The organism is Klebsiella sp. BDA134-6, from assembly GCF_015601345.1.
GTDB lineage: Bacteria > Pseudomonadota > Gammaproteobacteria > Enterobacterales > Enterobacteriaceae > Klebsiella > Klebsiella grimontii.
This window is the reverse complement of sequence record NZ_CP064784.1, coordinates 4,942,168-4,965,628: the sequence shown is the minus strand read 5'-3', so window position 1 is coordinate 4,965,628 and position 23,461 is coordinate 4,942,168. Positions and strand designations below refer to the sequence as shown.

Genomic DNA, 23,461 nt, shown 5'->3' with positions numbered 1-23,461 from the left:
ACTCTAACACATATGATTTTTCATATGTGGTGTTGAACTTATATCTCTGTGGAGTATCCTGTCCGTCGACGATCGGGAGGAATGATGTCATTAACATCCTTACAGCTTTTCAAAAATCTGTCCGATGAAACCCGCCTGGGTATTGTGCTGCTGCTTAAAGAGATGGGGGAGCTGTGCGTGTGCGATCTCTGCACGGCGTTGGATCAGTCGCAGCCCAAGATCTCCCGTCACCTCGCTATGCTGCGGGAAAGCGGATTGTTGCTGGATCGCAAGCAGGGTAAGTGGGTGCACTATCGCTTATCACCACATATGCCTGCATGGGCGGCACAGGTAATAGAGCAGGCCTGGTTAAGCCAACAGGAGATCGTACAGACCATCGCCCGCAAGCTGGCATCAGCAAACTGTTCTGGGAGCGGTAAAGCGTTCTGCCTTTAAAAATTTGCCGTAACATATATGTTTTTTCGAATGTGATTTTCAGGGGGGGGGTATGCTACTGGCAGGTGCTATTTTTGTCCTGACCATTGTTCTGGTTATCTGGCAGCCGAAGGGGTTAGGCATCGGCTGGAGCGCGACGCTGGGCGCGGTACTGGCTTTGATTGTTGGCGTCGTACATGTCGATGATATCCCGGTGGTGTGGAATATCGTCTGGAACGCGACGGCGACCTTTATTGCCGTAATTATTATCAGCCTGCTGCTTGATGAGTCCGGCTTTTTCGAATGGGCAGCGCTGCACGTATCTCGTTGGGGAAACGGTCGTGGCCGTTTGCTGTTTACGTATATCGTTCTGCTCGGCGCAGCGGTGGCGGCGTTGTTTGCCAATGATGGCGCGGCATTAATATTGACGCCAATCGTGATTGCCATGCTGCTGGCACTAGGATTCAGCAAGGGCACGACGCTGGCCTTCGTGATGGCTGCCGGGTTTATCGCCGATACGGCCAGCCTGCCGCTTATTGTGTCGAACCTGGTGAATATCGTCTCGGCGGACTTCTTTGGGCTGGGATTCACCGAATATGCGTCGGTGATGGTGCCGGTCGATATTGCCGCCATTGGCGCCACGCTGGTGATGCTGCACCTGTTCTTTCGCAAAGATATCCCGCAGTCCTACGATCTGGCCCTGCTTAAATCACCGGCAAACGCAATTAAAGATCCGGCTACGTTCCGCACCGGCTGGATAGTATTGATTCTGCTGCTGGTCGGTTTTTTCGTCCTCGAGCCGCTTGGCATTCCGGTCAGCGCGATTGCCGCGGTAGGGGCGGTAATACTGTTTACCGTGGCGAAACGAGGTCATGCCATCAATACCGGTAAAGTGTTACGCGGTGCGCCCTGGCAGATCGTGATTTTCTCACTGGGAATGTATCTGGTGGTATATGGTTTGCGCAACGCCGGGCTAACCGAATACCTTTCAGGAGTACTGAACGTACTGGCGGATAAAGGACTCTGGGCTGCGACGCTGGGTACTGGCTTCCTGATGGCTTTCCTGTCTTCGATCATGAACAACATGCCTTCCGTGCTGGTGGGGGCGCTCTCTATCGATGGAAGCACCGCAACCGGCGTTATTAAAGAGGCGATGATCTACGCCAACGTGATTGGCTGCGATCTGGGCCCGAAAATTACGCCGATCGGTAGCCTGGCAACGCTGCTCTGGCTGCACGTACTTTCACAGAACAATATGACCATCACCTGGGGCTACTATTTCCGCACCGGGATTGTCATGACTCTGCCTGTGCTGTTTGTAACGCTGGCCACGCTGGCGCTACGTCTCTCTTTCACTTTGTCATGAGATACCAAAATGACCAACGTTACTATTTATCACAACCCGGCCTGCGGCACGTCGCGTAATACGCTGGAGATGATCCGCAATAGCGGTACTGAACCCACCGTTATTCATTACCTTGAAAATCCACCGCCACGCGATGAGCTGGTCAAACTCATTGCCGATATGGGGATCGCGGTACGGGCGCTGCTGCGTAAAAATGTTGAGCCATATGAAGAACTGGGCCTGGCGGAAGATACATTTACCGATGACCAGTTAATCGACTTTATGCTGCAGCATCCGATCCTGATTAATCGCCCGATTGTGGTGACGCCGCTGGGAACGCGCCTGTGCCGCCCATCGGAGGTGGTACTGGATATCCTTCCTGACGCGCAAAAGGGCGCGTTTGAAAAGGAAGATGGCGAGAAAGTGGTGGATGATAAGGGCAAAAGGCTGAAGTAAATTTCCAGCGGGACGGTATCACTATCACTGAACGTTGCCCTGGACGTGACGATTATCTGTAGATGCATCCTGATGTCGTTTCAGCCAGTATTGAATACTAATAATACCTGGCTGAAAAAGATCCGTGGTCAGGTAAGCTGGAAAATCACCAATAATCATCGCCAGCGGCAATAACATGACGCTGCCGTAACGGGAAATCGATGTTACTGATCTTTGGCGGTCTGCCCGGTACCGGGAAATCAACTATCGCTCGCCTGCTGGCCGCCAGGCTGGGCGCCGTCTGGTTACGGATTGATTCGATTGAGCAGGCGCTGATCCGCGCCAAAACCGTCACCCTGCACGATATAGGGCCGGCTGGATATCTGGTGGCGTACGCCATTGCCGCGGATAACCTCAGGCTGGGCAACGTGGTGATTGCCGACTCAGTTAACCCTATAGCCATTACCCGCCAGGCCTGGAGAGCGGTCGCGACCGGGAATGCCGCGCCGTTTCTGGAGATAGAATTGACCTGCACCGACCAAACCCAGCATCGGTATCGCGTGGAAAACCGCGCGGCGGATATTCGCGGCCATATCCTGCCGGACTGGCAAAAGGTGATCACCCGTGAGTATGAGCCCTGGCGCACCGCCAGCCTGACTCTGGATACCTCTGTATTGACCGCCGAAGAGGCGGTCGAGAGGATCCTTCAACATATCCAGTCAGGCGGCCTGGCACGCCGGTAAGCGCATAAATAGCCTCCCGGGATACTGCCCGGCATCGGCGGCAAGAACCTACATAAAGAACTTCACGGCCTGCTGGAGGGTGGTGCCGACTCCCCATAACAGCGGCACGCTCACCGCTAACCAGCTTACGGTTAACAGCAGCGTGGACGGACGGGCCTCCCACGTGAGCTGGGCATCCTTATTGATAGTATACAGACCTTTCGCCTGCTGCTGCTGTTCCGCGGTCATCGCATGCTCTTCCGTCAGCGGACGCACCAGCTGATTACAGATAAAACCCATTACCAGCAGGCCGGTCAGGACCATCAGCGTAATATCATAGACGCGCTCGGGCGGAACCCCGTGCGTCAGCTGATACTCGCGCAGATAGTTCACCAGCACCGGGCCGCTGATCCCTGCCGCCGACCAGGCGGTTAACAAGCGCCCGTGAATCGCGCCCACCATTTGTGAACCAAAGACGTCGGCCAGATAGGCGGGAATACTGGCAAAGCCTCCGCCGTACATCGAAATGATAATGCACATCGCGCAGACATACAGCGCGATATAGCCGCCGTGATTCACCAGCGGCAACGTCCCGTACAGCACGGCGCCCAGGCAGAAAATAATCGCAAAGGTCATTTTGCGCCCGCACAGGTCGGACACCGATGCCCAGAAAAAACGTCCCAGGATGTTAAACAGGCTGAGCAGGCCGGTAAATCCTGCGGCCATGGTAGCAATGCGTTTCAGCTGCTCGCCGTTCAGCTCATGCCAGCTGAGATCGAGCGACAGCAGTTTACCGGCAAAGATCTCCTGCAGCATCGGCGAGGCCATACCGAGAATACCGATTCCCGCGGTGACGTTGAGCCATAGCACCATCCACAGCAGCCAGAACTGCGGAGTGCGGCAGGCAACGCGGACGTGCACCTGGATGGTGGGATTATTGCGGATCGTTTTTTGCGCCTTCTCACCCGAAGGATGCCAGCCCATGGGCGGCAGGCGATAGCCAAAGGTACCGGCAAGCATAAATAGGGCATAAATCGCCGCCAGCGCCAGAATGCTTTGCCATACCCCGTTGCCGGCCGGACCGGCAAAGTAATTCATCAGACCGTTTGCCAGCGGCGCGCCCACCAGCGCTCCCCCGCCAAAACCCATAATCGCCATCCCTGCCGCCATTCCGCGCTTGTCAGGGAACCAGCGCAACAGCGTCGAAACCGGTGAAATATAGCCCAGTCCGAGACCGATTCCGCCGATGACCCCGGCCCCCAGCCACAGCAACCATAGCTGATGGAAATAGATAGCGGCGCTGGATAGCAGCAGGCCGCCGCACCAGCACAAGGTGGCAATAAAGCTCACCAGCCGCGGTCCAACCTTCTCCAGCCAACTGCCCCACAGCGCCGCCGAACAGCCGAGAAAAACAAAAAACAGCGTGTAGGTCCAGCCGAGCATGGAGATTTTCCAGTCGCAATCGCGGGTAAACAGCTGCTGCCAGAACGACATATTGACGGGGCATTGCAAGGACGTGCTTCCTCCTATTAACTGCGACATAGGCAGCCAGTAAACGGAAAACCCATAGGCCATACCTATGCAGAGATGAACCGCCAGCGCGGCCGGTGGCACCAGCCAGCGGTTAAAGCCGGGCCTGGCGATGATACGGGGTTTCGCGAAAAAATCGCGTAAGGGAGAGACCGGTGCGGTCGCGATGTTTTCATTCATTTGCGCCATTTTCCTGTCCTTTTTGTCTATATTGGCCGACGAATGCCGCCGTCGGGGAACGTAGATAAAAGGCAAGAAAGATGCCATTTGATTAAAATATGTACAGAAATGGCGACTGAAGCGAGCAAGCTTCGCCGAACGGCTGAGGCGAAAAGCCCGCCACCGGCGACGGGCGCCCCACTCGCGATAAAAATGCCGGGCGCGCTATTATTTTGATAAACGTCGGTCTCAGAGTGATACGCCGCGACCTGTACGTTCGGGCCGTCTCCTCCCGGACATGGCCGGAGCACATGGCTAAGGCGTATTTCCCTGCAGGGCGGGCGAGAGCACCCGCCGCTCTTTAGCTTAAGGTATCAATCCATTCGCTCTGGCGCGGGTTCTGCCGACGATAGCAGTGTACCGACACCGCCAGCTGCGTCAGGTCGGTGAAGACCATCGGATCGAGCTGAATATGCTTTTTAATCTGCTGCAGCCGGTAGGTGAGCGTATTACGATGAATCCCCAACAGCAGCGACGTTTTGCCCGGCTCGGCGTTATTGGCTATAAAGCTGCTCAGAGTATCCAGCAGCACTTCGCCGGAATCATGCTCAAGCAGCTGGCGTACGTTATTGATAAAAAAATTCACCATATAGCTGTCCTCCAGCACCCGAAACAGGCAGAGCATCGCCATCTCGCGAAAGTAGTAGATTTGTCGCTGCGGCTGCACTTTGCTCCCCACCTCAATCACCGACCTGGCGAATCGGATGGCCTCGCGAATATCCGGGGCGTTGTCCGCCTGCACGCCAATCCCGATATGGTAATGGCTGATCTGATTGCTGAGAACAAACTCGATGCCTCGCAGCATCGTCTCCTGGGGGTCGCATAGCGTATTGAGGATAAGTATTTCATTGCTGCCCAGCAAAATGACGTCCCTTACCCCGGACAGCTGCGAGAATTCCCGCAGCAGCGTACTCAGTACTTCGCTTAGCTGGTGCTGTTCGACCTGCACGGTCACCACAACCGGCATCAGCGGCGCATTAAAACTGAAGCCGAGCTCCACCAGGCGATGAAGCGCTTCCTGTCCGGCGGGCGCGGCTCCTTGCTCAAGGTACTGACAAAACAGAGTGTCGCGCAGACGCTGTCGCCAGTTAGTTTCCCGCATCTCTATGGCCTGGCGGACCAGTAGTTCGGCGGTGAGCACCGCCAGTTCAGCATAGCGGCTGATCGCCGCAGGATCGCCGCTGATGCCCACTACCATCACCACACGATCGTCATACATAATGGGGTGATTAATCCCGGGATGCACATTCTGAAAACGCGCCGCTTCCACGGTGTTATTAATACAAATGCGTTTACCGGTGCGTATCACCTCGCGAGCGATTTCATGCTGTTCGCCGATACGATGACGTTCACCTGAGGCAATAATCTGTCCATGATGGTCAATCACGTTCACGTTATGATGAATTATCGCCATTGCCCGGGCGACAATTTCATTAGCCAGCGCCGTCGTAATAATCATACAGTTATCCGCTTATGTGCCTCTCCGCGCCGTCCGCTCAGAAAGGTTCGTAGAACATTCTCCGCTGCGTCGGCGAGGAGCTGTTCGCATGTGTTCATCGACTCCGCCAGCGGCATAGGGCGCTGGCAGATAGACCACATCGCGTCAATATGGTGTTGATATAATTGCCGACTGCTCTCATCGCGTCCTCCGCAAAGGGCCACAACCGGTACGCCATGGCGCGCGGCTTTGCCCGCTACGCCCACCGGGGCTTTACCAAATGCGCTCTGACGATCGAGCCAGCCTTCACCGACGATGGTCAGCGCGGCATTGCTAAGATGACGGTCGGCGTTTAGCAATTCCAGCACCAGGTCAATGCCCGGACGCAGCGTGCCGCCCGCATAGGCGATCAGCGCAGCTCCCATTCCGCCCGCGGCCCCGGCTCCGGGCACTTCGCTGACGTCGTAGCCGAGCGTTTGCGTAAGCTGCCGGCTGTAGTGCGTCATACCCGCCTCCAGCTCGTTCAGCGCCGCCTCATCCGCCCCTTTCTGCGCGCCATAAACCCAGGTGGCGCCATCGGTTCCAAGCAGAGGGTTGGTGACGTCGCAGGAGGCCTGAATTTCGGCTTGCCGTAAACGTGGGTCCAGTTCGCTTAAATCGATGCGCTGGATATGCGCAAGATCCTGGCCTGCGGCGGGAACCGGCAGCAGCGTGCCGTCCTTACGCCAGAACCGTGCGCCAAGCGCCTGGGCAAAACCGATGCCGCCATCGTTGGTCGCGCTGCCGCCCAGCCCGATAATCAGACGCCGGCAACCGGCATCCAGCGCCGCTCTTACCTGTTCGCCCAGTCCAAAGCTGCTGGCCAGACGCACATCCCGCTGCGCTTTCGGCGTAAGCTCCAGCCCACAGCTTTGCGCCATCTCAATGATGGCCCGCTCGCCGGGCAGGATCAGAAACGCGGCCTGCATGGAGACACCGTAAGGCGAGGTACAGCGCTGCTGCTGCCACCTCGCGCCCTTCAGCTGCGGACTTTCCGCAAGGGTCGAGAGCAATCCCTCACCGCCGTCCGAGACGGGCATTTCGACCAGCTCCAGCGCCGCGTCAACCCGGCGCAATCCCTGTGCTACCGCTGCGCAAGCGGCCTGCGCGCTACAGCTGCCCTTAAACGAATCCAGCGCGATAACAATCTTCATGCGTTCTCCTGCGTTAATGCGCTTTGCGCGGCGTTTTATCGGTGGTCATGAGCTGCAACAACATCCCCAGCAGCGCACATCCCGCCATGGTAAAGAAGGCGTAGATATAACCCGCCGGATTTTCCCATCCCCCGCCAAACTGGATGAGCCAGCCCATAAGCAATGGCGAAATGCCGCCGCCGATAAACATCGCCGTGGTGATAATTCCGTTGGCGGTAGAGGTGGCGCGTTCTTCGGCGGAGTCCGAGGCCATTGCGTAATAGATAGGCCACACGGCGTTGGCCACCAGGCCAAAAAATAGCTGAATGGCGATAAGACGCGGCATATTGGTGGCGAAATAGAACAGCGCAATGCCGATACTCATCCATAGACCGCAGACGATCAGGGTACGTTTACGGCCAAAGCTATCGGACAGCCAGGGCCAGATTATCTGTCCCAGGGTACCGGTCAGCGTGAAGATAATACTTAGCCCGGCGGATGCCGCCAGCGACAGGCCGGAGACGTGATAAAGATACGGCGGCAGCACAACGTTAATGCCCATATAGACAATTTGCGTCAGTAGGGTATTGCCCGCCGTCAGCGAAATATTGCGGTTGCGCAGGGTGCGTAAAAATGTCTTCATCCCTTCGCCTTTGGCAACATGGCTGCTTTCCTGCGTCGCCGGGCGCGTCATCCCCTGGCTATCGATATGCTGATAAAGCGTGTTGATGCGATCGGCGGTGGAATATTTCGCCCAGAAGATCATTAGCGGTATGGCGACGATCAGCGCCAGCAGGAAGCAGTAGCGCCAGCTGCCTTCGCCAAATGCGGAAAGCACGAGGCTTGCCACCACGCCGCTCAGCAGCGCGCCAATCGGGTAGCCGGTATGATGTACCCCCAGCGCGAAGCCGCGCTTCTCTTTCGGCCACCACTCCGCGGTGTTGCTGACGCCGACGGGCTCGCCCCAGCCGGCCCCGAGGTTGACGCCAACGCGCAGCAGCACAAACGCCGTCAGTCCGTGGCTGATCGCTTTAATCCCGGAAATAAAAGAGAGGGCGGTATAGCCCAGCACCAGCGGTACCTGAAAGCGCGCTCGCTTCCAGCCTGAACCGTAGCGATCGCTCCAGATGGCGCCGGGGATATCCAGCACCGCCAGGGCAACCATAATCAGCGCGACGACGTTGCCCCACTGTTCCGGCGAGAGCGAGAACTCTTTAGAGATGACCGGGCCAAGGCGCAGGATCATCTCCCGGTCGTAGGCGTTAAGCACCCAGATTAGCCAGCAAACCAGCAGCGAAACCCAGGAGAAACGATGTATCAGCCGCTTTTTTGCGCCTTGTTCGCCGGCAGGTGTGTGATTGATTGTTGTCATAGTCGTGTTTACTCCGCGGCGTCGCGACAGCATGGCGCGCCGCCAGGTATCAGGGTCAGAGTGGGTTCGCCGGGTATTATTGTTATCGCGGCGAGCCGGAGATTCGCTTAACCGGCAAAGCGCCGTTCCGCTACGCCGGTCACACCCAGGTCGTAAATGGCGAACAGGCTGCCGCGTAGCTGATTATCTTCCGGGAAGCGCGGTAGCGGCGGTTGCGCCATTGAGGTGACGTACAGCACGTCGAGGTTTTCGCCGCCGAACATCACGCTGGTAACTTTTTTCACCGGCATCTCAATGATGCGATCGACCTCGCCCTCCGGCGTGTAGCGCACCAGCTTGCCCGCGTAGACCAGCGAGTTCCACAGATAGCCTTCGCTGTCCACGGTGGCGCCATCCGCCGCGCCGCCTTCGCTGCGATCGACGTGGCAAAAGACTCGTTCGCCAGAGAGATCGCCGGTCGCGGTGTTGTAATCCCAGGCGCCGATCTCGCCTGTCCAGGTATCGGCAAAGTAGAACGTTTCGCCGGAGGGGCTCCAGCAGGGGGCGTTAGAGACAATGATATTTTTCTTCAACACGTGCAGTGACAGATCGGTATCCAGGCGATATAGCGCGCCGCTTGGCTCCTCTTCGCGCATATCCATCGACCCGAACAGAAAGCGTCCCTGACGATCGACTTTACCGTCGTTGAGCCGGTTAAAGGGCCGATCCGCTTCCGGTTGGTGCAGCAACGCCAGCTCGCCGCTGGCGAAGTCGAGCAGATGAACGCCATTCTGTAGCGCCACCACCGCGCCTTCGCCGTTCTGGCGCAGGGCGAAAGAGCCAATTTTCTGCCGCACGTCCCAGCTCTTAATCGCGCTGCCCTGCGCATTACAGGCGAACAGGCGCCCGTCGAGGCTATCTACCCACCAAAGACGCTGCTGCTCGACATCCCATACAGGACTCTCGCCGAGGCGAGTTTTTAAATCCAGTAACACTTCGATACGCATAAGGCGCTCCTGATTAAGCGTTTTCGCCGCGGGCCTGTTTTGCCGAGGCGGGGGTAGAGGATGACGAACTTTTAATCAATAGAGATGCCAGCGCGCCGACGATCAGTAGCGCGACGGCGAACCATAAGCCGGACGTCGCCGCGCCGGTGCGGTCCTCAAACGCGCCGAGGATAAACGGCCCGAGAAATCCGCCGCACAGTCCGAGGCAGTTAAGCAGGCCGAAACTGCCCGCCAGCATATGCCCGCTCATGATCGAGGGGAGCCAGTTAAAGATGATGGATTGCATGGCGAAGAACATGAAGGCGGCCAGCGAGAAGCCAAGCAGCGCCACGCCGTGGCCGGCAATTGCGCCAATCGCCATGCCGGTCGCCATGACCAGATACCCGGCCATCAGCATGCTGCGCGAACGCTGTTCCGTCCGGGCGAAACGTGGCAGCAGGATCCCGCCCGCGGCGGCGGCGATCCACGGGATGGCGGTCAGCAGACCGATCTGTAGCGGCGTCAGTTGGCCCCAGCTACCGATGATCCCTGGCAGGAAATAACTCAGGCCGTAAACCGAAAACTGATGGGTAAAGTAAATCAGCACCAGCAACAAAAATACGCGGGTGGTGAGCGCGGTTTTCAGGGAAAAACGGCTCGGCGTATGGCGCGTCTCCTCGGCTTCTTTCTCCAGCACCGCAGTGATTGCCTGCACGTCGTTGCTGTCCAGCCAGCGGGCGTCGGCGGGTTTATCCGGCAGCCTGCGCCAGACGACGAACGCCAGCGCTATCGCAGGCAGCCCTTCGATAAAGAACATCCACTGCCAGCCGTGCCAGCCGGACATTCCATCAAGGCTTAATAACAATCCGCCCAGCGGCGCGCCGATAATATTGGCCAGACAGACCCCCAGCAGGAACAGGCCGGTGGCTTTAGCGCGCTCTTCGCGGCCAAACCAGAGGGTCAGGTAGTAAATAATGCCCGGATACAGCCCCGCTTCGGCGGCGCCGAGCAAAAGGCGCATCACGTAAAAGGATGTAGGCCCGGTGACAAACGCCATGCCGCAGGAGATGATCCCCCAGGTGATCATGATGCGGGCGATCCAGCGCCGCGCGCCAATCCGGGTTAAAAACAGGTTGCTGGGGATCTCCAGCACTGCGTAGGTGAGAAAAAACAACCCGGCCCCGAGGCCGAATGCGGTTGCGGAAAGGCCGATATCCACCGACATGGTCGCTTTCGCCATGCCAATATTGGTACGATCAATAAAGCTGATGATGTACGCCACGATAAGCAGCGGCATCAAATGACGGTAGATCTTTTTATGGGTGCGCTGTAGCTGCGTCCCGTTTACCGCCTTTTCATTTATTGCGGACATGGTTATTATTTCCCCGTATTCGTGGTCAGAAGCCTTGCCGGGATCGCGTCGATCCCGTTCGTCAGCTCACAGGTTGTCGCCGGGTGCTGACCCGAACGACGCCCGGCCCGAAGCCCCACTTCGGGCCGTCTTTTCCTAAGCGCCTTCGCGCTCGAATAGCATAGAAATCCCCTGGCCGCCGCCGATGCACATGGTGACCAGACCGGTGCGCGCGCCGCTGCGCGCCATTTCATACATCAGTTTGACCGGCAGGATGGCACCGCTGGCGCCCACCGGGTGGCCGAGGGCGATCGCGCCGCCGTTGACGTTAACGCGGGCCGGATCGAGATGCAGATCGTTCATCACCGCCAGCGCCTGGGCGGCGAAGGCCTCATTGAGTTCAATTAAATCGATGGCGTGGACATCCATATTGAGACGGTCCATCAGACGCCGGGTAGCGGGAGAGGGGCCAAACCCCATAATATCCGCGCCGCAGCCGGCAACCGCCCAGCCGCGAATCCGCATGCGCGGGGTGAGGCCGCGTTTTTCCGCCTGCTGGCGGGTCATCATCACCAGCGCGGCCGCACCGTCGTTAATGCCGGAGGAGTTGGCCGCCGTCACCACGCCGTCGGCTTTAAATGCCGGGCGTAGCGCGGCAAGCTTTTCACGCGGGGTGTCGCGCGGGTGTTCATCGGTCGCAAACAGGCGGGTCGATTTTTTGCCGTCCGGCACCTCAAGGGCCAGAATCTGCTCGCGGAAGCGATCCTCAGCGATCGCCTTCAGCGCTTTCTGCTGGCTTGCCCAGGCGAAATCGTCCATCGCTTCGCGAGAGATACCGAAGCGTTGCGCGACATTTTCCGCCGTGATGCCGTTGTGATAAGGCCCTTCCGGCCAGGTAAGAATGGAGATCAGCCCATCTTCCAGCTCGCCGTGGCCCATGCGATAGCCATCGCGCGCTTTACGCAGGTAGTAGGGGAGCTGGGTCATATTTTCCGTTCCGCAGGCGACGACCACCTCGGCCTGGCCGCTTTGCAGCTGCATCATGCCGTCCGCGAGGGCCTGGAGCCCGGATCCGCACTGGCGGTTAACCGAATAGGCAGTGTTCTCCTGCGGGATCCCCGCCCGTAGCTGGCAGATGCGGGCGATAAAGCCGCTTTCGGCGATTTGCCCGACGTTGCCGACGATCGTTTCGTCGATATCCTGCGGCGCAAGCCCGGCGCGGTTGACCGCTTCGCGAATAACCGCTGCCCCGAGGTCATGCTGGTGGGTATGCTTAAGACTGCCGTTAAAGGTGCCAATAGCGGTACGAACGCCGCTGACAACCACAATATCATTAGCCTGTGTCATCGTTTTTCTCCTTACAGCACCATGCCGCCGCCGACGTTAATCACTTCACCGTTGATATAGCGTGCGCCGTCGGATGCCAGAAACGCCACGCACTCGCCAACGTCTTTCGCCTCCCCGGCGTAGCCCGCGGGTATCTTATTGATCATGATTTGCCAGACGTTTTCCGGGACGCCGCGCGTCATATCGGTATCGATAAAGCCCGGGCAGATGGCGTTAACCGTGACGCCTTTCTTCGCCAGTTCGCGGCAGGCGGTTTTGGTCATCCCCACCACGCCGGCTTTTGACGCCGAATAGTTGGTTTGCCCGACGTTGCCAAGCCAGCTGGCGGAAGCGATATTGATAATGCGGCCCGCGCCGCGCTCGCGCATGCGGATGGCGGCCTGCTGCATACAGAGAAAAGTGCCCTTCAGATTGACATCGATCACCGTGTCCCAATCCGCTTCGGAGAGTTTGTGCAGCATGGCGTCTCGGTTAATTCCGGCGTTATTCACCACAATATCCACCGGGCCAAACGCCTCTTCGGCCTGGGAAAACAGCGCTTCGACCTGCGCTTTTTCACCGATATTGCAGCTGATAAACAGTGCCTGCGCGCCCGATTCGCGCAGGGAGGCAGCGGCGGCTTCGCCGTGCGCGTCGCGATCGGCGATGATCACGCGCGCGCCTTCCCGCGCAAGCACCTGGGCAATGCCAAAGCCGATACCGCGAGCGGCGCCGGTGACAATGGCGGTTTTACTGGCAAGTTTCATAGCTAATTTCCTTATGAGTCAGAGGATGAATTCCGGGACAGATGTTCCGCGAGGCCGCAGGGCTGCGGGGTGAACAAGCGGCTGTCCATAACCTGAAGATCCGTGGCGATCGTCGGACGAAAATCCATATGCGCCAGGATGTCGCGCTCAAGATCGATACCGGGGGCGATTTCCGTCAGCACCGGCCCCTCCGGGCGCAGTTCGAAAACCGCCCGTTCGGTGACGTAATGCATGGTTTGTCCTTTGGCGCGGGCCAGCTCGCCGTTGTAAGAAATCTGATTAACCCCGGCGACGAATTTGCGTACCTCGCCTTCGCGACGGATATGCAGCGCTCCTTGTTCACAGGCGATCTCCAGCCCTTTGGCGGTAAAAGAGGAGCAGAACACGACGTGGCGGGCATTCTGGGTGATATCGATAAAACCACCCGCGCCGGGGCAGGAGGTGCCGAGCCGCGTGGCGTTGACGTGGCCGTGCGGGTCTATCTCGCCGGCGCCCATAAAGGTGATATCGACCCCGGCGCCGTTGTAATAGAGCATTTGATCCTGGTGGCTTATCATCGCGCTCAGATTACGGCCGATGCCGAAATCAACGCCGCCCGCCTGCTGCCCACCGTAGATCCCTGACTCCACGGTGATGGTGACCTGCTCGCCGAGCCGTTCTTCGTGAATGATGGCGCCAATAACGTCGTTGGGAATGCCGGTGCCGAGATTGATGACGCAGCCGGGCGTCAGATAGCGGCAGGCAATCCGCCCGATGAGCTTGCGCAGGTCGAGCGGCAGCGGCGCGTTCTGCGCGGCGGGAAGCTGGATATCGCCGCACAGCGCCGGATCGAAGTCCCAGCTGGAGGTCTGGCGGTGATCCGTCTGCGGCTCTTCGCACACCACAATGGCGTCGATCAGGTTGCCGGGAACGGTGATGCTTTTCGGATGCAGCGAGCCTTTCGCCACGCGATATTTCACCTGCGCCAGCACCTTCGCCCCATAGCGTCTGGCGGCGAGAACCGCGTGCAGAACTTCCAGCTTCATCACCTCTTCATCGGTCGTGAGGTTGCCGTCTTCATCAGCATGGGTGCCGCGCACAATGACCACGTCCAGAGGAATGGCCGGGTAGAACAGATACTCGTCGCCGCGAAACGTCACGTGCTCGATCAGATCGGGCCGTTCGCGGGTGCGGACGTTCATCCGCCCGCCTTCCATGCGCGGATCGACAAAGGTACCGAGCCCGACGGGGGAAAGGCGCCCCGTAAGTCCGGCAGCCATCGCGCTATAGAGATGAACGATCTGCCCCTGCGGCAGACACCAGGCTTCCACTTCGTTGTTGTTGATCATCGCCATCCAGCGCGGCGCCAGGCCCCAGTGCGAACCGATGAGGCGCGTCACCATACCCGGATGGGCGAAGTGCTGGATACCGCGCTGGCGATCGCTTTGCCCTGCGGCATGCAGCAGCGTCAAATCGCGCGGCTCGCCTCCGCTCAGAAAACGCGCTTCGATGGCGCCTAAAATGGATTCCGCCGCGCCGATAAGCGTCATCCCGACGGTACAGACGGTGTCTCCGCTGGCGACCCGCTGCGCCGCTTGATGGGCGCTGATAAATTTGTTGCTCACTTTTTATCCTCCGTTGATAGCGTGATGATGGATTCCGCGAGGCGCGTTTTAAGCTGCTGTTTGCTCACTTTTCCGTTATGGGTACGCGGTAAAACGCGGGTGAAAATAATGCGCGCCGGCAGCTTAAAGCGGGCGATTTTGACCTTCAGCCAGCCGAGGATCTCTTCGCTGGTCAGGTGGTGCTGACCGTCCGGCACGATAAACGCCACCGGCTCTTCGCCATAGACCGGGCTGGGGGTCGGGATCACGGCAACTTCCCGCACGCCCCGATAGGTAGAGAGGATGTTCTCCAGCTCCAGCGAGTAGATCTTCTCTCCGCCGCGATTGATCATGTCTTTGCTACGGTCTTTGATGTACAGCCAGCCTTCGTCGTCGAGATAGCCAAGATCGCCGGTACAAAACCAGCCCTGCGCATCGCAGCTCGGGCGTCGTTCGCTGTGCTGCCAGTATTCGCGGATCACCACATCGCCTTTTAGCCAGATATGCCCGATTTGCCCGGCGGGGAGGGGCTGCTGGCGATCGTTGCGGATCGTAATGGCGAGACCGGGGATCGCCTGGCCCGAACTGCCGCATTTAGCGCTGCCCCAGACGTCGCCCGGAAAAATCGTCGCGGGTGAGGTCGTTTCGGTGAGACCGTAGATCGGCTGAATCGCCGTATGCGGGAACAGGGTTTTTAGCTCCGCGATCAGTCCGTCGCTCAGGTGGCCCGCGCCGCAGGCAATCGTGCGCAGCGCGGGGAAATCGCCAGGATGGCTGGCGCTCTGCTCGCGCGCAGCCTGGCAAAGCAGGATAAAAATGGTTGGCGAGCCGTGCAGAAAGGTAATGTTCTGCTCGCGCAGGGTGTTGATTACCTGCGGGGCGTTGAACCGGTGCTGTAGCCAGATGCTCGCGCCAAGGCTAATAAACAGCGCCAGCAGCGCCGACAGGCCGGTGATGTGATAGATAGGCACCGCCAGAATGGTGCTATCCGCGGCGGTAAGATGCAGTTTTTGCGTGTAAGCGTCAATCGCGCAGAGCAGGTTGTGGTGCGTGATAATCGCCCCTTTAGGCTCGCCGGTGGTACCGGAGGTAAACATCATCACCGCCGTATCATCGCGGTTAACCGGGGTCGGCAGACGGGTTAGCGGATCGGGAAGAGAGAGCGCCTGCCATTCGCTGAGCGAAATGCAGCGGGCGTCGGGAGTGTGTTTCAGCCAGTCCTGCACGGTCGCATCGAACAGCACGGCCCGGGGGGCGATATGACCCACCAGCTCCTCGCTTTCGGCCTGCTTAAGCTTAGTGCTGAAAGGGACCACTTCGATGCCCAGACCCAGCGCGGCAAATAGGACTTCGCAAAAAGCGGGATGATTCCCCCAGGCCAGCAGGATTCGATCGCCTTTGCGCAGCGACCAGACCTGGTCAAGCTGCGCCATCGCTCGCTGTACCCGCAGGTGAAAATCGCGGTACAGATAGCGCCGATCCTCAAACGCCAGCGCCAGCGCATCCGGGCTGCGGGTGGCGCTGCGGCTCAGGGCCTGGTAAAGATTCTGGAAGTCGGCGGAGGTGCTGCTCATTTGTCTCTCCTGATATCGCGTATTGACTGAATGTAGTCTGGGGAAATTCAGGAGAGGAAATTGCCGAATGGCTCACAATAGAAAATCAACAAAACAGAAGCAATTTTGTAACATTGCACAATAGGCAGGAGAGGCTGGGTAGGGGAGAGAAATCCTCGAATTACCCCGGTTTTTGTAAAGCCAGAGGAAGCCCGCTTTTAGACCCGTATTAACCGGGCCTAAAAGGGAGAAGGGAATCAGGCCGGCCGCTTAGCGCTTAAAGGCATCAAACTCGAGCCGTTCGCCGTCGGGGCCGCGAATAAGCAGGAAGCGCACATTTTCTTCCTCAATCGGCCCTTCATCGAGCGGATAACCGAGCGCCGCCAGCCGCCGCTGCACCGCATTCAGGTCGCTAACTTCCAGCGCCAGATGATCGATACCGCAGCGAGGAGCGTCAAAAGGCGTTCCTGTGGGCAGCTGGTACAGCTCAAGAACGGCGCCCCCCATTTCAAGGAAAGCGACTTCAATGGCGCCCTGCGGCGAAGGTTTGCTAAACCGCTGCTGGCGCTGAAAGCCCAGCGGTTCATAGAAGGCCAGCGAACGCGTTAAGTCGCTGACCTGATAGCCGATATGAGCAATTTTATTAACCAGTTCACGCATTTCATACCCCCTTACGCACGCACCAGAAACCGTAGAAAGCGACATATACAAAGCACAGGAGCGGGGCGATAAAGGCGATTTGCATATTGCCGCCGTTCATATCCGAGATAATGCCCATCACCAGCGGAATAACGGCCCCGCCGATAATCGACATCACCACGATCGAGCCCGCGGTCTGGGTATCTTTCCCCATGCCTTTAATGACCAGGCCAAAGTTAGTCGGCCAGCATGGCGCCATACAGAAGCTGACCAGAATGAGTGCATAGACCGCCAGCATTGAACTGCTGAACACGGCGACCAATAAAAGGACAGTGGCGGCCAGGGCAAAGGTACCGAGCAGCAGCGCCGGATTCAGGCGGTTCATCAACCAGGTGGCCACGGTTTTACCCACGGCGTAAATCACCAGAGAAGCCAGCAGCCAGTAAGTCGCGGAGTGCTCGCTGGTGCCCTGCTGCACGAGCTGCACAAAGCGAATCGTGAAGCTCCATACGCCAACCTGGGCGCCGACGTACAAAAACTGCGACAGGATCCCGAGGCGAAAGCGCGGGATAGCAAACAGGCGTTTCAGCGTAGGTCCCATGCTTTCTGTCGGGATCTGCTGCTGTTGAGACGGCGTGCCCTTGCACGACGGGAATTTAATAAACACGAACACCAGCGCCAGTACTACCAGCACGGAGCCGATAATCAGATAGGGCCCGACCACCTGGCCGACCATCTGATGGCGCGCGGTGTCCGCGGCGGCGGCGGGCATCGCCAGCAGCTGTTCATGGCTCGGATCGTTTTCGCCAAAGACCATCACCTGGCCAATCAGCACGCCGGAAATCACGCCCAGCGAGTTGAAGATCTGCGAAAAGTTAATGCGTTGGGTGGACGATTGAATCGGGCCCAGCAGGCTTGAGTAGGTGTTTGCCGACGTTTCCAGAAAAGAGAGTCCGCAGGCGATCACCCCCAGGCAGGCGAGGAACGCGCCGTAGGTCATGATCTGCGCGGCCGGAACGAACAGGAAACAGCCGAGGGCGTACAGGCACAGCCCAATAATAATCGCCGCTTTATAGGAATAGCGCTTAATCAGCGCCGCCGCAGGCAGGGCGACAAAAAAATAGCCGAGGAAAAAAATCGACTGCACCAGCGCCGTCTGGGTATCCGTTAAATCGAAGCCCTTTTTAAACTGGGCGATCAAAATATCATTCAGGTTACCCGCCATGCCCCATAGAGCAAACAGGCAACAGACCAGTAAAAATTGCAGCCAGGGGGTGTGCGTTAAATACGCGCTGGTGTCCAGTTTTTCATGGTGGACCGCCGCTTTATCGACCTTATCCGTTATTAGCGTACTCATTGAGCTATCCTCTTAATGGTTTTTATACAGTAGGGTTTATGCCATTTGATAATCAGAGGCGGCACGCAAAAGCCGTTCTCGTGCCTCCTGGTAATCCGGTAAAGATGATGCGCCCTGCTTTTCGACGCTGACGGCGGCATAGGCCGCCGCGAATCGGGCCGCGGTATGCAGCGGCTCGCCGCAGGCCAGACGCGCCGCCAGCGCGCCGTTAAAGGCATCGCCCGCGCCGGTGGTATCGCGGGGATGAGAAGGAAAGCACGGGATAGGGGATTTCACGCCCTGCTCGCTCAACAGGGCGCCCTTTGCGCCAAGGGTGATAATGACATTGCGCGCGCCCTGAGCATGGAGCATATCGGCGGCCTCGGCCGCGGCCGCCAGACTGTCAACCCGGCGCCCGGTCATTAGCCCGGCCTCCGTCGCGTTCGGCGTGAGCAGATCCACTTTGCTTAGAAAGGCGCGCTCAACGGGCTGCCAGGGGGCGGGATTGAGCACCACGAAGGCCCCGGCTGCTTTCGCGGCGTCAACGACCTGTTCAATGGCGGAAAGATTGTTTTCCAGCTGAACCAGAACCACATCCGCGCAGCCGATAGCGGGGACGCAGCTGGCGATTTCATCATCGCTAACCGTCATATTCGCGCCGGGGTCGACGGCGATCATGTTTTCGGCATCGTTGCCGGCCACATAAATCAGCGCATTGCCGGTGGGGACATCTTCGGCGACCAGCAGCGTTACGGCGTTAAACCCCACGCCTTTTAGATGGCGGCGGGCAAAATGGCCGAACGTATCATTACCAATCTTGCCGATATAGTGGACATTCGCTCCCGCTTTTAGCGCGGCGGTGGCCTGGTTCGCCCCTTTTCCGCCGGCGCTGGTCATGCTCCCGCAGGCCACTAACGACTCGCCCGGGACGGGAAAGCGTTCCACTCTGGCCACCATGTCGAAATTGAATGAACCAAAAACGCAGACTTTTCCTGACATCATTCGCTCCTTTATACGCACTCGGGGGAGTGCAGCGCGGCGGACAGTTCCCGGGACATTTTTTCCCAGGCCTGCTCGAGCGGCATATCCGGGCGGAATAAGCCGCTGCTGCCCATCACTAATACCTGCGCCCCGGCGCCCAGCAGCTCACGGTAGGTGGTGCGGTTGCATGAGCCGTCGACTTCCAGCAAGAAGTGGAGGTCGCGGGTCTCTTTTAGCTGATGAAGCTGCACGATTTTGGCGGTCATTTCGGGAATAAACGGCTGACCGGCATAGCCCGGATCGACGGTCATCACCGTGACCTTATCGAGCAGATGCAGATAGTGCTGCATGCTCTCAACCGGCGTGGCGGGATTGAGCACCATGCCCACCGCTTTACCCGCCTGGCGGATGGAATTGATGATGCGAAAGGCTTCCCGGCAAATGGTTTCCGGATGCAGTGAAATGGCGTCTGCTCCGGCTTCTATCAGCGCCGGGATAAATGCCGCAGGTTCCTCAACCATCAAATGGACGTCGATCGGCAGCGACGTGTAAGGACGAATCTGCGCGACAAAGCTGGCTGATAGCGCCAGATTTTTAACGTAGTGCCCGTCCATCACGTCGACGTGCAGCCTGTCGGCTTTGCTATTTAAAAAGCGCAGCTGTTCGGTCACTTGCATCATGTCCATGCACATGAGCGAGGGAGAAAGGTAATAACGCATAAGGCCTCTTTTTATTCCGGTAGTGGCTGATTTCAGGCAAAGTCTGGCCCTGCCGCGTGAAGCAGCGTTTCGACAATGCGCGTATTGGCCGTCACGTCATGACGGCGCACTCAGGCGATTTGTAAGCCGACGTTGTGCCAGGTCATCTCTTTTTCCAGCAGCGGATCGGTAAACTTTTCGGTAATTAAACAGTCCAGTTCGCCTAACCCGCCGATCCGCGCGACGCCTGTTCGCCCCAGCTTGCTGCCGTCGACTAATGCCACCGTCTGACGGGCGGCCAGCATCATCTGTTTCAACAGGGCGGCGTGGGCTTCCGTACCCGCATATAAGCCGCTATCGCGCTCCAGTCCCTGGCAGGAGAAAAAGAGCGTATCGACGGCGTACTCCCGCAGCGTTCGTGAGGCGGTTTCACCGAAGAACGACTCCTCGGTCGGGGAAAAATCGCCCCCCAGTCCCACGAGATGCAACGAGCGTCTGCTCATCAGCGTTTGCAAGATGCGGATGGAGGGCGTAATCACCGTTAGCGCCATCTCCGGCATCTGCCGGGCCAAAAACCAGCTGGTGCTGCTGCCGTCCAGGACGATGGTCTGTCCCGGCTGCAGAAACTGCAGCGCTTTGCGGGCAACGCGCATTTTTCCTTCGCTGTGCAGTAGCGTTCTCTGCTGAAAGCTTCCCTGGCTATCTTCGACCGGCAGAGCGGGCGACGCCGCCCGGATTGCCGGCAGCGGGTTCTCCGCCGCCAACGCTCCTCCATGGCTCCGATTTAAGATCCCTTTCCGTTCCAGCGCGCTCAGATCGCGGCGAATCGTTTCCCTGGAAACCTGGGTCGCTTGCGCGATCTCATTGACCCGCATTACGCCGTGTTGGCCCAGCAGTTCGACAATCAAACGGTGACGTTCCAGCGGCAACATAGCTCTCTCCTGAAGTACATAATCAGATTACCTTTCCCTTGCGCGGGGCGTTGAGAGCGCGGGAATATCCTCTGAAGGCGATCTTTTCGTCGCCGGAGAGTGTGACAGGAAACGCATTTCAACCTCCCTCCCGGCACCCGTTTCCGCTACCTCGCTCGTTATCCGGTCACAAACAAAAACAAACAAAAATAAATGCAATATTGCGGTTGTGCCCGTTTATGCCCATTTACGCCCGTTCAGCAAGAGCTTCGCTCATTTTCCGTCTGCTAATTAAAAACAAATGAAAATAAAAAAATGCTAATTTGATCACGTTATTTTCATTTAATGCGTTTTTAAATGGATTTAAGCCGATTAACAGCATTAAATGAAAGCAAATAAAAACAAAGAGCAGGATGAAACCATGAATGAAACAACCCGTCGTTTTGCGCGTTTAGTCGACCTGAGCGCAGTCCAGGCCACCAGTACCGAAGCGGACGTTCGCGCCTGCGCCGAGCTGGCTACCCGATACAACATTATTTCCGTCCATGTGCTGCCCTGCTGGACGCGTTTTCTCAGTACGTTGCTGCCGCAGCAGGGAACGGGAGAGGTGATGATTGGCGGGCCGGTCGGCTTTCCCGGCGGCGGGCATGCTACTGATACCAAGGTTCAGGAAGTGCGGCAGCTGATTGCCGATGGCGCCCGCGAAGTCGATATGGTGGTGAACATCGGCAAAGTGTTATCCGGCGATTATGACTATGTGCGCGAGGATTTACGCCGCGTGGTGGACGCCGCCGCGCCGGTACCGGCGAAGGTGATCCTCGAAACGCACTATCTCAATGAGGAGCAGATTCGCCGCGTGTGCGATATCGCCGTAGAGGTGGGGATGAAGTGGGTCAAAACCTCCACCGGCTGGGCGCCGACCGGCGCGACGGTGGAGAAAGTCAGCATCATTGCCGACCAGCTTAAAGGCCGAATCGATATCAAAGGCGCAGGAGGCATTCGCGATCTGGAAACGGTGCGCGCGCTTTACCAGCTTGGCGTCCGCCGCTTTGGCATGAGCCACGGTGCGGTCAGCAAAGTGCTGACTGAACTGGAGCAGCACCCGGAGCGCTTTCCCGAGCTGAACGCCGATTAAACTGAGAGACCGCGGGCCTGATGGCCCGCCATAAAACGTCACCGGAGTCAGTGATGAAAGATAAAATACTCACGATTGATGTTGGCACTGGTAGTACCCGCGCCGCTATTTTGTGCGTTGATGGCACGATGGTCGGCTTTGCGCAGAGGGAGTATGAGCAGACCACGCCGCGTGCGGGCTGGTCAGAACAGGCTCCTTCTCTATGGTGGCGGGCCGCCTGTGAATGCATACGCGAGGTGCTCTACCGCTATCCTGAAATGGTTACGCAGATTGCGGTCATTGGCGCCTGCGGACAGATGCACGGCACCGTCCTGCTGGACGACTGCGGCGAGCTGGTGGAGGACCGGGCGCTGCTGTGGAATGACAAGCGCAGCCAGCCGCAGGTGGATGCCTTTACCGCGCGCGAAGGGCGGGAAAAGTGGCTGGCGCATTTAAATAATCCGCCCGCGGCGGCCTGGCCGGCTTTTAAATTAGCCTGGTGGCGTGAACATCATCCGGAGCGTTGGCCAAAGCTCGCCAAAGTGTTAATGCCGAAGGACTATATTAATTTCATGCTCACCGGCGCCCTGGCGACCGACTATAGCGAGGCGTCCTGCTATTTCCTGATGGACAGCGAAACCCGCAACTGGTCTTCGCAAGCCTGCGAAACGTTTGGCCTGCGGGTCGATCAGCTACCTGAGCTTAAACTTTCCAGCGACATCATCGGCCAGGTGACGCCGCGCGCATCCGATACGACGGGGCTACCTGTCGGTATCCCGGTGGTGGCAGGCACGTCCGATATGGCGGCCTCTCTGCTCGGTTCTGGCGTGTATGAGCCGGGGATGGCGTCCGACTCCACCGGCACGTCGACGCTAATAACGGTGGTATCGCAGCGGCCGTTACGTCATCCGCTGGTCAATAATCTTCATCTGGCTAACGCGGCCTGGGGTGGATTTACGATTCTGGATGCCGGAGGCGATGCCGTCCGCTGGGCGCGGCTGGCGCTGGCCGATAACCAGATAACGCACCCGCAGCTTTTGCAGGAAGCAGCCGCGGTGCCTGCCGGTGCGGAAGGGCTGCTCTTTCTTCCCTATCTGACGGGAGAGCGCCTGGCCGAGCACACGAACTCGCGGGCGCAGTTTTTCGGCCTGCAGCGCAAGCATCGCCGCGGCCATTTATTTCGCGCGGTTCTGGAAGGGGTGGCCTTTGCGTCCTGGCGCAACCTTCGCCAGCTGCAAGCGTGCGGGCAATATCCGCAGCAAATGATCGCTTCCGGCGGCGGCGCGCGCAGCCCGCTGTGGCTTGAAATCAAAGCGGCGGCGTACAATCTTCCGATATTATCCACGCGCAATCAGGAGAATGGCGTCACCGGATGCGGTATTATCGCCGGGGTTGGCGCAGGGCTTTACGCCGATTTTGCCAGCGGCGTGCGGCAGACGGTGCAGTTCGACAAGCTGATTTCGCCGGATCCCCGTCTGCGGGAATATTACCAGGCCTGCAGCGAGCTTTTTGATACGCTCTACCGGCAATCCGCCGCCTTATACGACAGGCTGGATGCGCTGAGTGCGGGACCAGACTGAAGGTATGCTA

At 58.3% G+C, this 23,461-nt stretch carries 21 protein-coding genes and 1 pseudogene; 6 read left to right on the top strand and 16 right to left on the bottom strand.

Annotated features, from left to right (window positions below; all coding sequences use genetic code 11):
• Positions 1–84: 84 nt before the first annotated feature.
• From IYV58_RS22905 to arsC, 3 genes are read left to right on the top strand one after another with little or no spacing between them, the layout of a single operon-like run.
• Positions 85–435 (top strand): transcriptional regulator, encoded by a 351-nt coding sequence (locus IYV58_RS22905; protein WP_004124874.1) that lies wholly within the window; start codon positions 85–87, stop codon positions 433–435.
• Between the two features lie 52 nt (positions 436–487).
• Positions 488–1,780, top strand: a complete 1,293-nt coding sequence (gene arsB, locus IYV58_RS22900; RefSeq protein ID WP_195729277.1) for an arsenite efflux transporter membrane subunit ArsB — start codon at positions 488–490, stop codon at positions 1,778–1,780.
• 9 nt (positions 1,781–1,789) lie between these two features.
• The gene (gene arsC / locus IYV58_RS22895; protein WP_087828524.1) at positions 1,790–2,215 is read left to right on the top strand and encodes a glutaredoxin-dependent arsenate reductase; all 426 of its coding nucleotides are present in this window, start codon (positions 1,790–1,792) and stop codon (positions 2,213–2,215) included.
• A 93-nt stretch (positions 2,216–2,308) separates the two neighbouring features.
• Here arsC and IYV58_RS28400 read toward each other — a convergent pair.
• Positions 2,309–2,392: pseudogene (locus tag IYV58_RS28400) on the bottom strand (hypothetical protein); the annotation flags it as partial.
• Positions 2,393–2,415: 23 nt separating this feature from the next.
• Here IYV58_RS28400 and IYV58_RS22885 point away from each other — a divergent pair.
• A complete protein-coding gene (locus tag IYV58_RS22885) occupies positions 2,416–2,937 on the top strand; it encodes a P-loop nucleotide/nucleoside kinase family protein (RefSeq protein ID WP_142469417.1) in 522 nt (173 codons plus the stop codon).
• A 48-nt stretch (positions 2,938–2,985) separates the two neighbouring features.
• On the opposite strand, the gene IYV58_RS22880 is transcribed toward IYV58_RS22885, so the two are convergent.
• The 15 genes from IYV58_RS22880 to IYV58_RS22810 all read right to left on the bottom strand — a co-directional run bounded on the left by IYV58_RS22880 (position 2,986) and on the right by IYV58_RS22810 (position 20,778).
• On the bottom strand, positions 2,986–4,635 hold the full coding sequence (locus IYV58_RS22880; RefSeq protein ID WP_004124862.1) for an OFA family MFS transporter: 1,650 nt from the start codon (positions 4,633–4,635) through the stop codon (positions 2,986–2,988).
• Positions 4,636–4,966: 331 nt separating this feature from the next.
• Entirely contained in the window at positions 4,967–6,124 is a 1,158-nt protein-coding gene (locus IYV58_RS22875; protein ID WP_004124860.1) for a CdaR family transcriptional regulator, read from the bottom strand.
• Complete coding sequence (locus IYV58_RS22870) at positions 6,121–7,296, bottom strand: glycerate kinase (RefSeq protein ID WP_004124858.1); 1,176 nt, start codon at positions 7,294–7,296, stop codon at positions 6,121–6,123. Before IYV58_RS22870 ends, IYV58_RS22875 begins: the two co-directional genes overlap by 4 nt.
• A gap of 13 nt (positions 7,297–7,309) precedes the next feature.
• Complete coding sequence (locus IYV58_RS22865) at positions 7,310–8,680, bottom strand: MFS transporter (protein ID WP_162557762.1); 1,371 nt, start codon at positions 8,678–8,680, stop codon at positions 7,310–7,312.
• A gap of 74 nt (positions 8,681–8,754) precedes the next feature.
• Positions 8,755–9,633: an SMP-30/gluconolactonase/LRE family protein gene (locus IYV58_RS22860; protein WP_142983648.1), complete on the bottom strand. Its 879-nt coding sequence runs from the start codon at positions 9,631–9,633 to the stop codon at positions 8,755–8,757.
• Positions 9,634–9,646: 13 nt separating this feature from the next.
• Positions 9,647–10,984, bottom strand: coding sequence for an MFS transporter (locus IYV58_RS22855; protein ID WP_004124842.1), 1,338 nt, complete (start codon positions 10,982–10,984; stop codon positions 9,647–9,649).
• Between the two features lie 135 nt (positions 10,985–11,119).
• The gene (locus tag IYV58_RS22850) at positions 11,120–12,310 is read right to left on the bottom strand and encodes a thiolase family protein (RefSeq protein WP_004124840.1); all 1,191 of its coding nucleotides are present in this window, start codon (positions 12,308–12,310) and stop codon (positions 11,120–11,122) included.
• Between the two features lie 11 nt (positions 12,311–12,321).
• The gene (gene fabG, locus IYV58_RS22845; protein ID WP_032720110.1) at positions 12,322–13,056 is read right to left on the bottom strand and encodes a 3-oxoacyl-ACP reductase FabG; all 735 of its coding nucleotides are present in this window, start codon (positions 13,054–13,056) and stop codon (positions 12,322–12,324) included.
• An 11-nt stretch (positions 13,057–13,067) separates the two neighbouring features.
• Complete coding sequence (locus IYV58_RS22840) at positions 13,068–14,660, bottom strand: acyl CoA:acetate/3-ketoacid CoA transferase (RefSeq protein WP_195729276.1); 1,593 nt, start codon at positions 14,658–14,660, stop codon at positions 13,068–13,070.
• Positions 14,657–16,213 (bottom strand): class I adenylate-forming enzyme family protein, encoded by a 1,557-nt coding sequence (locus IYV58_RS22835; RefSeq protein ID WP_004124830.1) that lies wholly within the window; start codon positions 16,211–16,213, stop codon positions 14,657–14,659. Before IYV58_RS22835 ends, IYV58_RS22840 begins: the two co-directional genes overlap by 4 nt.
• A 249-nt stretch (positions 16,214–16,462) precedes the next feature.
• The gene (locus tag IYV58_RS22830) at positions 16,463–16,852 is read right to left on the bottom strand and encodes a VOC family protein (protein ID WP_004124827.1); all 390 of its coding nucleotides are present in this window, start codon (positions 16,850–16,852) and stop codon (positions 16,463–16,465) included.
• Position 16,853: 1 nt separating this feature from the next.
• On the bottom strand, positions 16,854–18,188 hold the full coding sequence (fucP, locus tag IYV58_RS22825; protein ID WP_195729275.1) for an L-fucose:H+ symporter permease: 1,335 nt from the start codon (positions 18,186–18,188) through the stop codon (positions 16,854–16,856).
• Between the two features lie 36 nt (positions 18,189–18,224).
• Positions 18,225–19,166: a ribokinase gene (locus IYV58_RS22820; RefSeq protein ID WP_004124820.1), complete on the bottom strand. Its 942-nt coding sequence runs from the start codon at positions 19,164–19,166 to the stop codon at positions 18,225–18,227.
• An 11-nt stretch (positions 19,167–19,177) separates the two neighbouring features.
• Entirely contained in the window at positions 19,178–19,867 is a 690-nt protein-coding gene (gene alsE / locus IYV58_RS22815; RefSeq protein ID WP_004124818.1) for a D-allulose 6-phosphate 3-epimerase, read from the bottom strand.
• A gap of 110 nt (positions 19,868–19,977) precedes the next feature.
• The gene (locus IYV58_RS22810) at positions 19,978–20,778 is read right to left on the bottom strand and encodes a DeoR/GlpR family DNA-binding transcription regulator (protein WP_004124815.1); all 801 of its coding nucleotides are present in this window, start codon (positions 20,776–20,778) and stop codon (positions 19,978–19,980) included.
• A gap of 364 nt (positions 20,779–21,142) precedes the next feature.
• Between IYV58_RS22810 and deoC the strand changes: the two genes are divergently transcribed.
• On the top strand, positions 21,143–21,892 hold the full coding sequence (gene deoC / locus IYV58_RS22805; RefSeq protein WP_195729274.1) for a deoxyribose-phosphate aldolase: 750 nt from the start codon (positions 21,143–21,145) through the stop codon (positions 21,890–21,892).
• A gap of 53 nt (positions 21,893–21,945) precedes the next feature.
• Entirely contained in the window at positions 21,946–23,451 is a 1,506-nt protein-coding gene (locus tag IYV58_RS22800) for a xylulokinase (RefSeq protein WP_004124808.1), read from the top strand.
• Positions 23,452–23,461 lie beyond the last annotated feature (10 nt).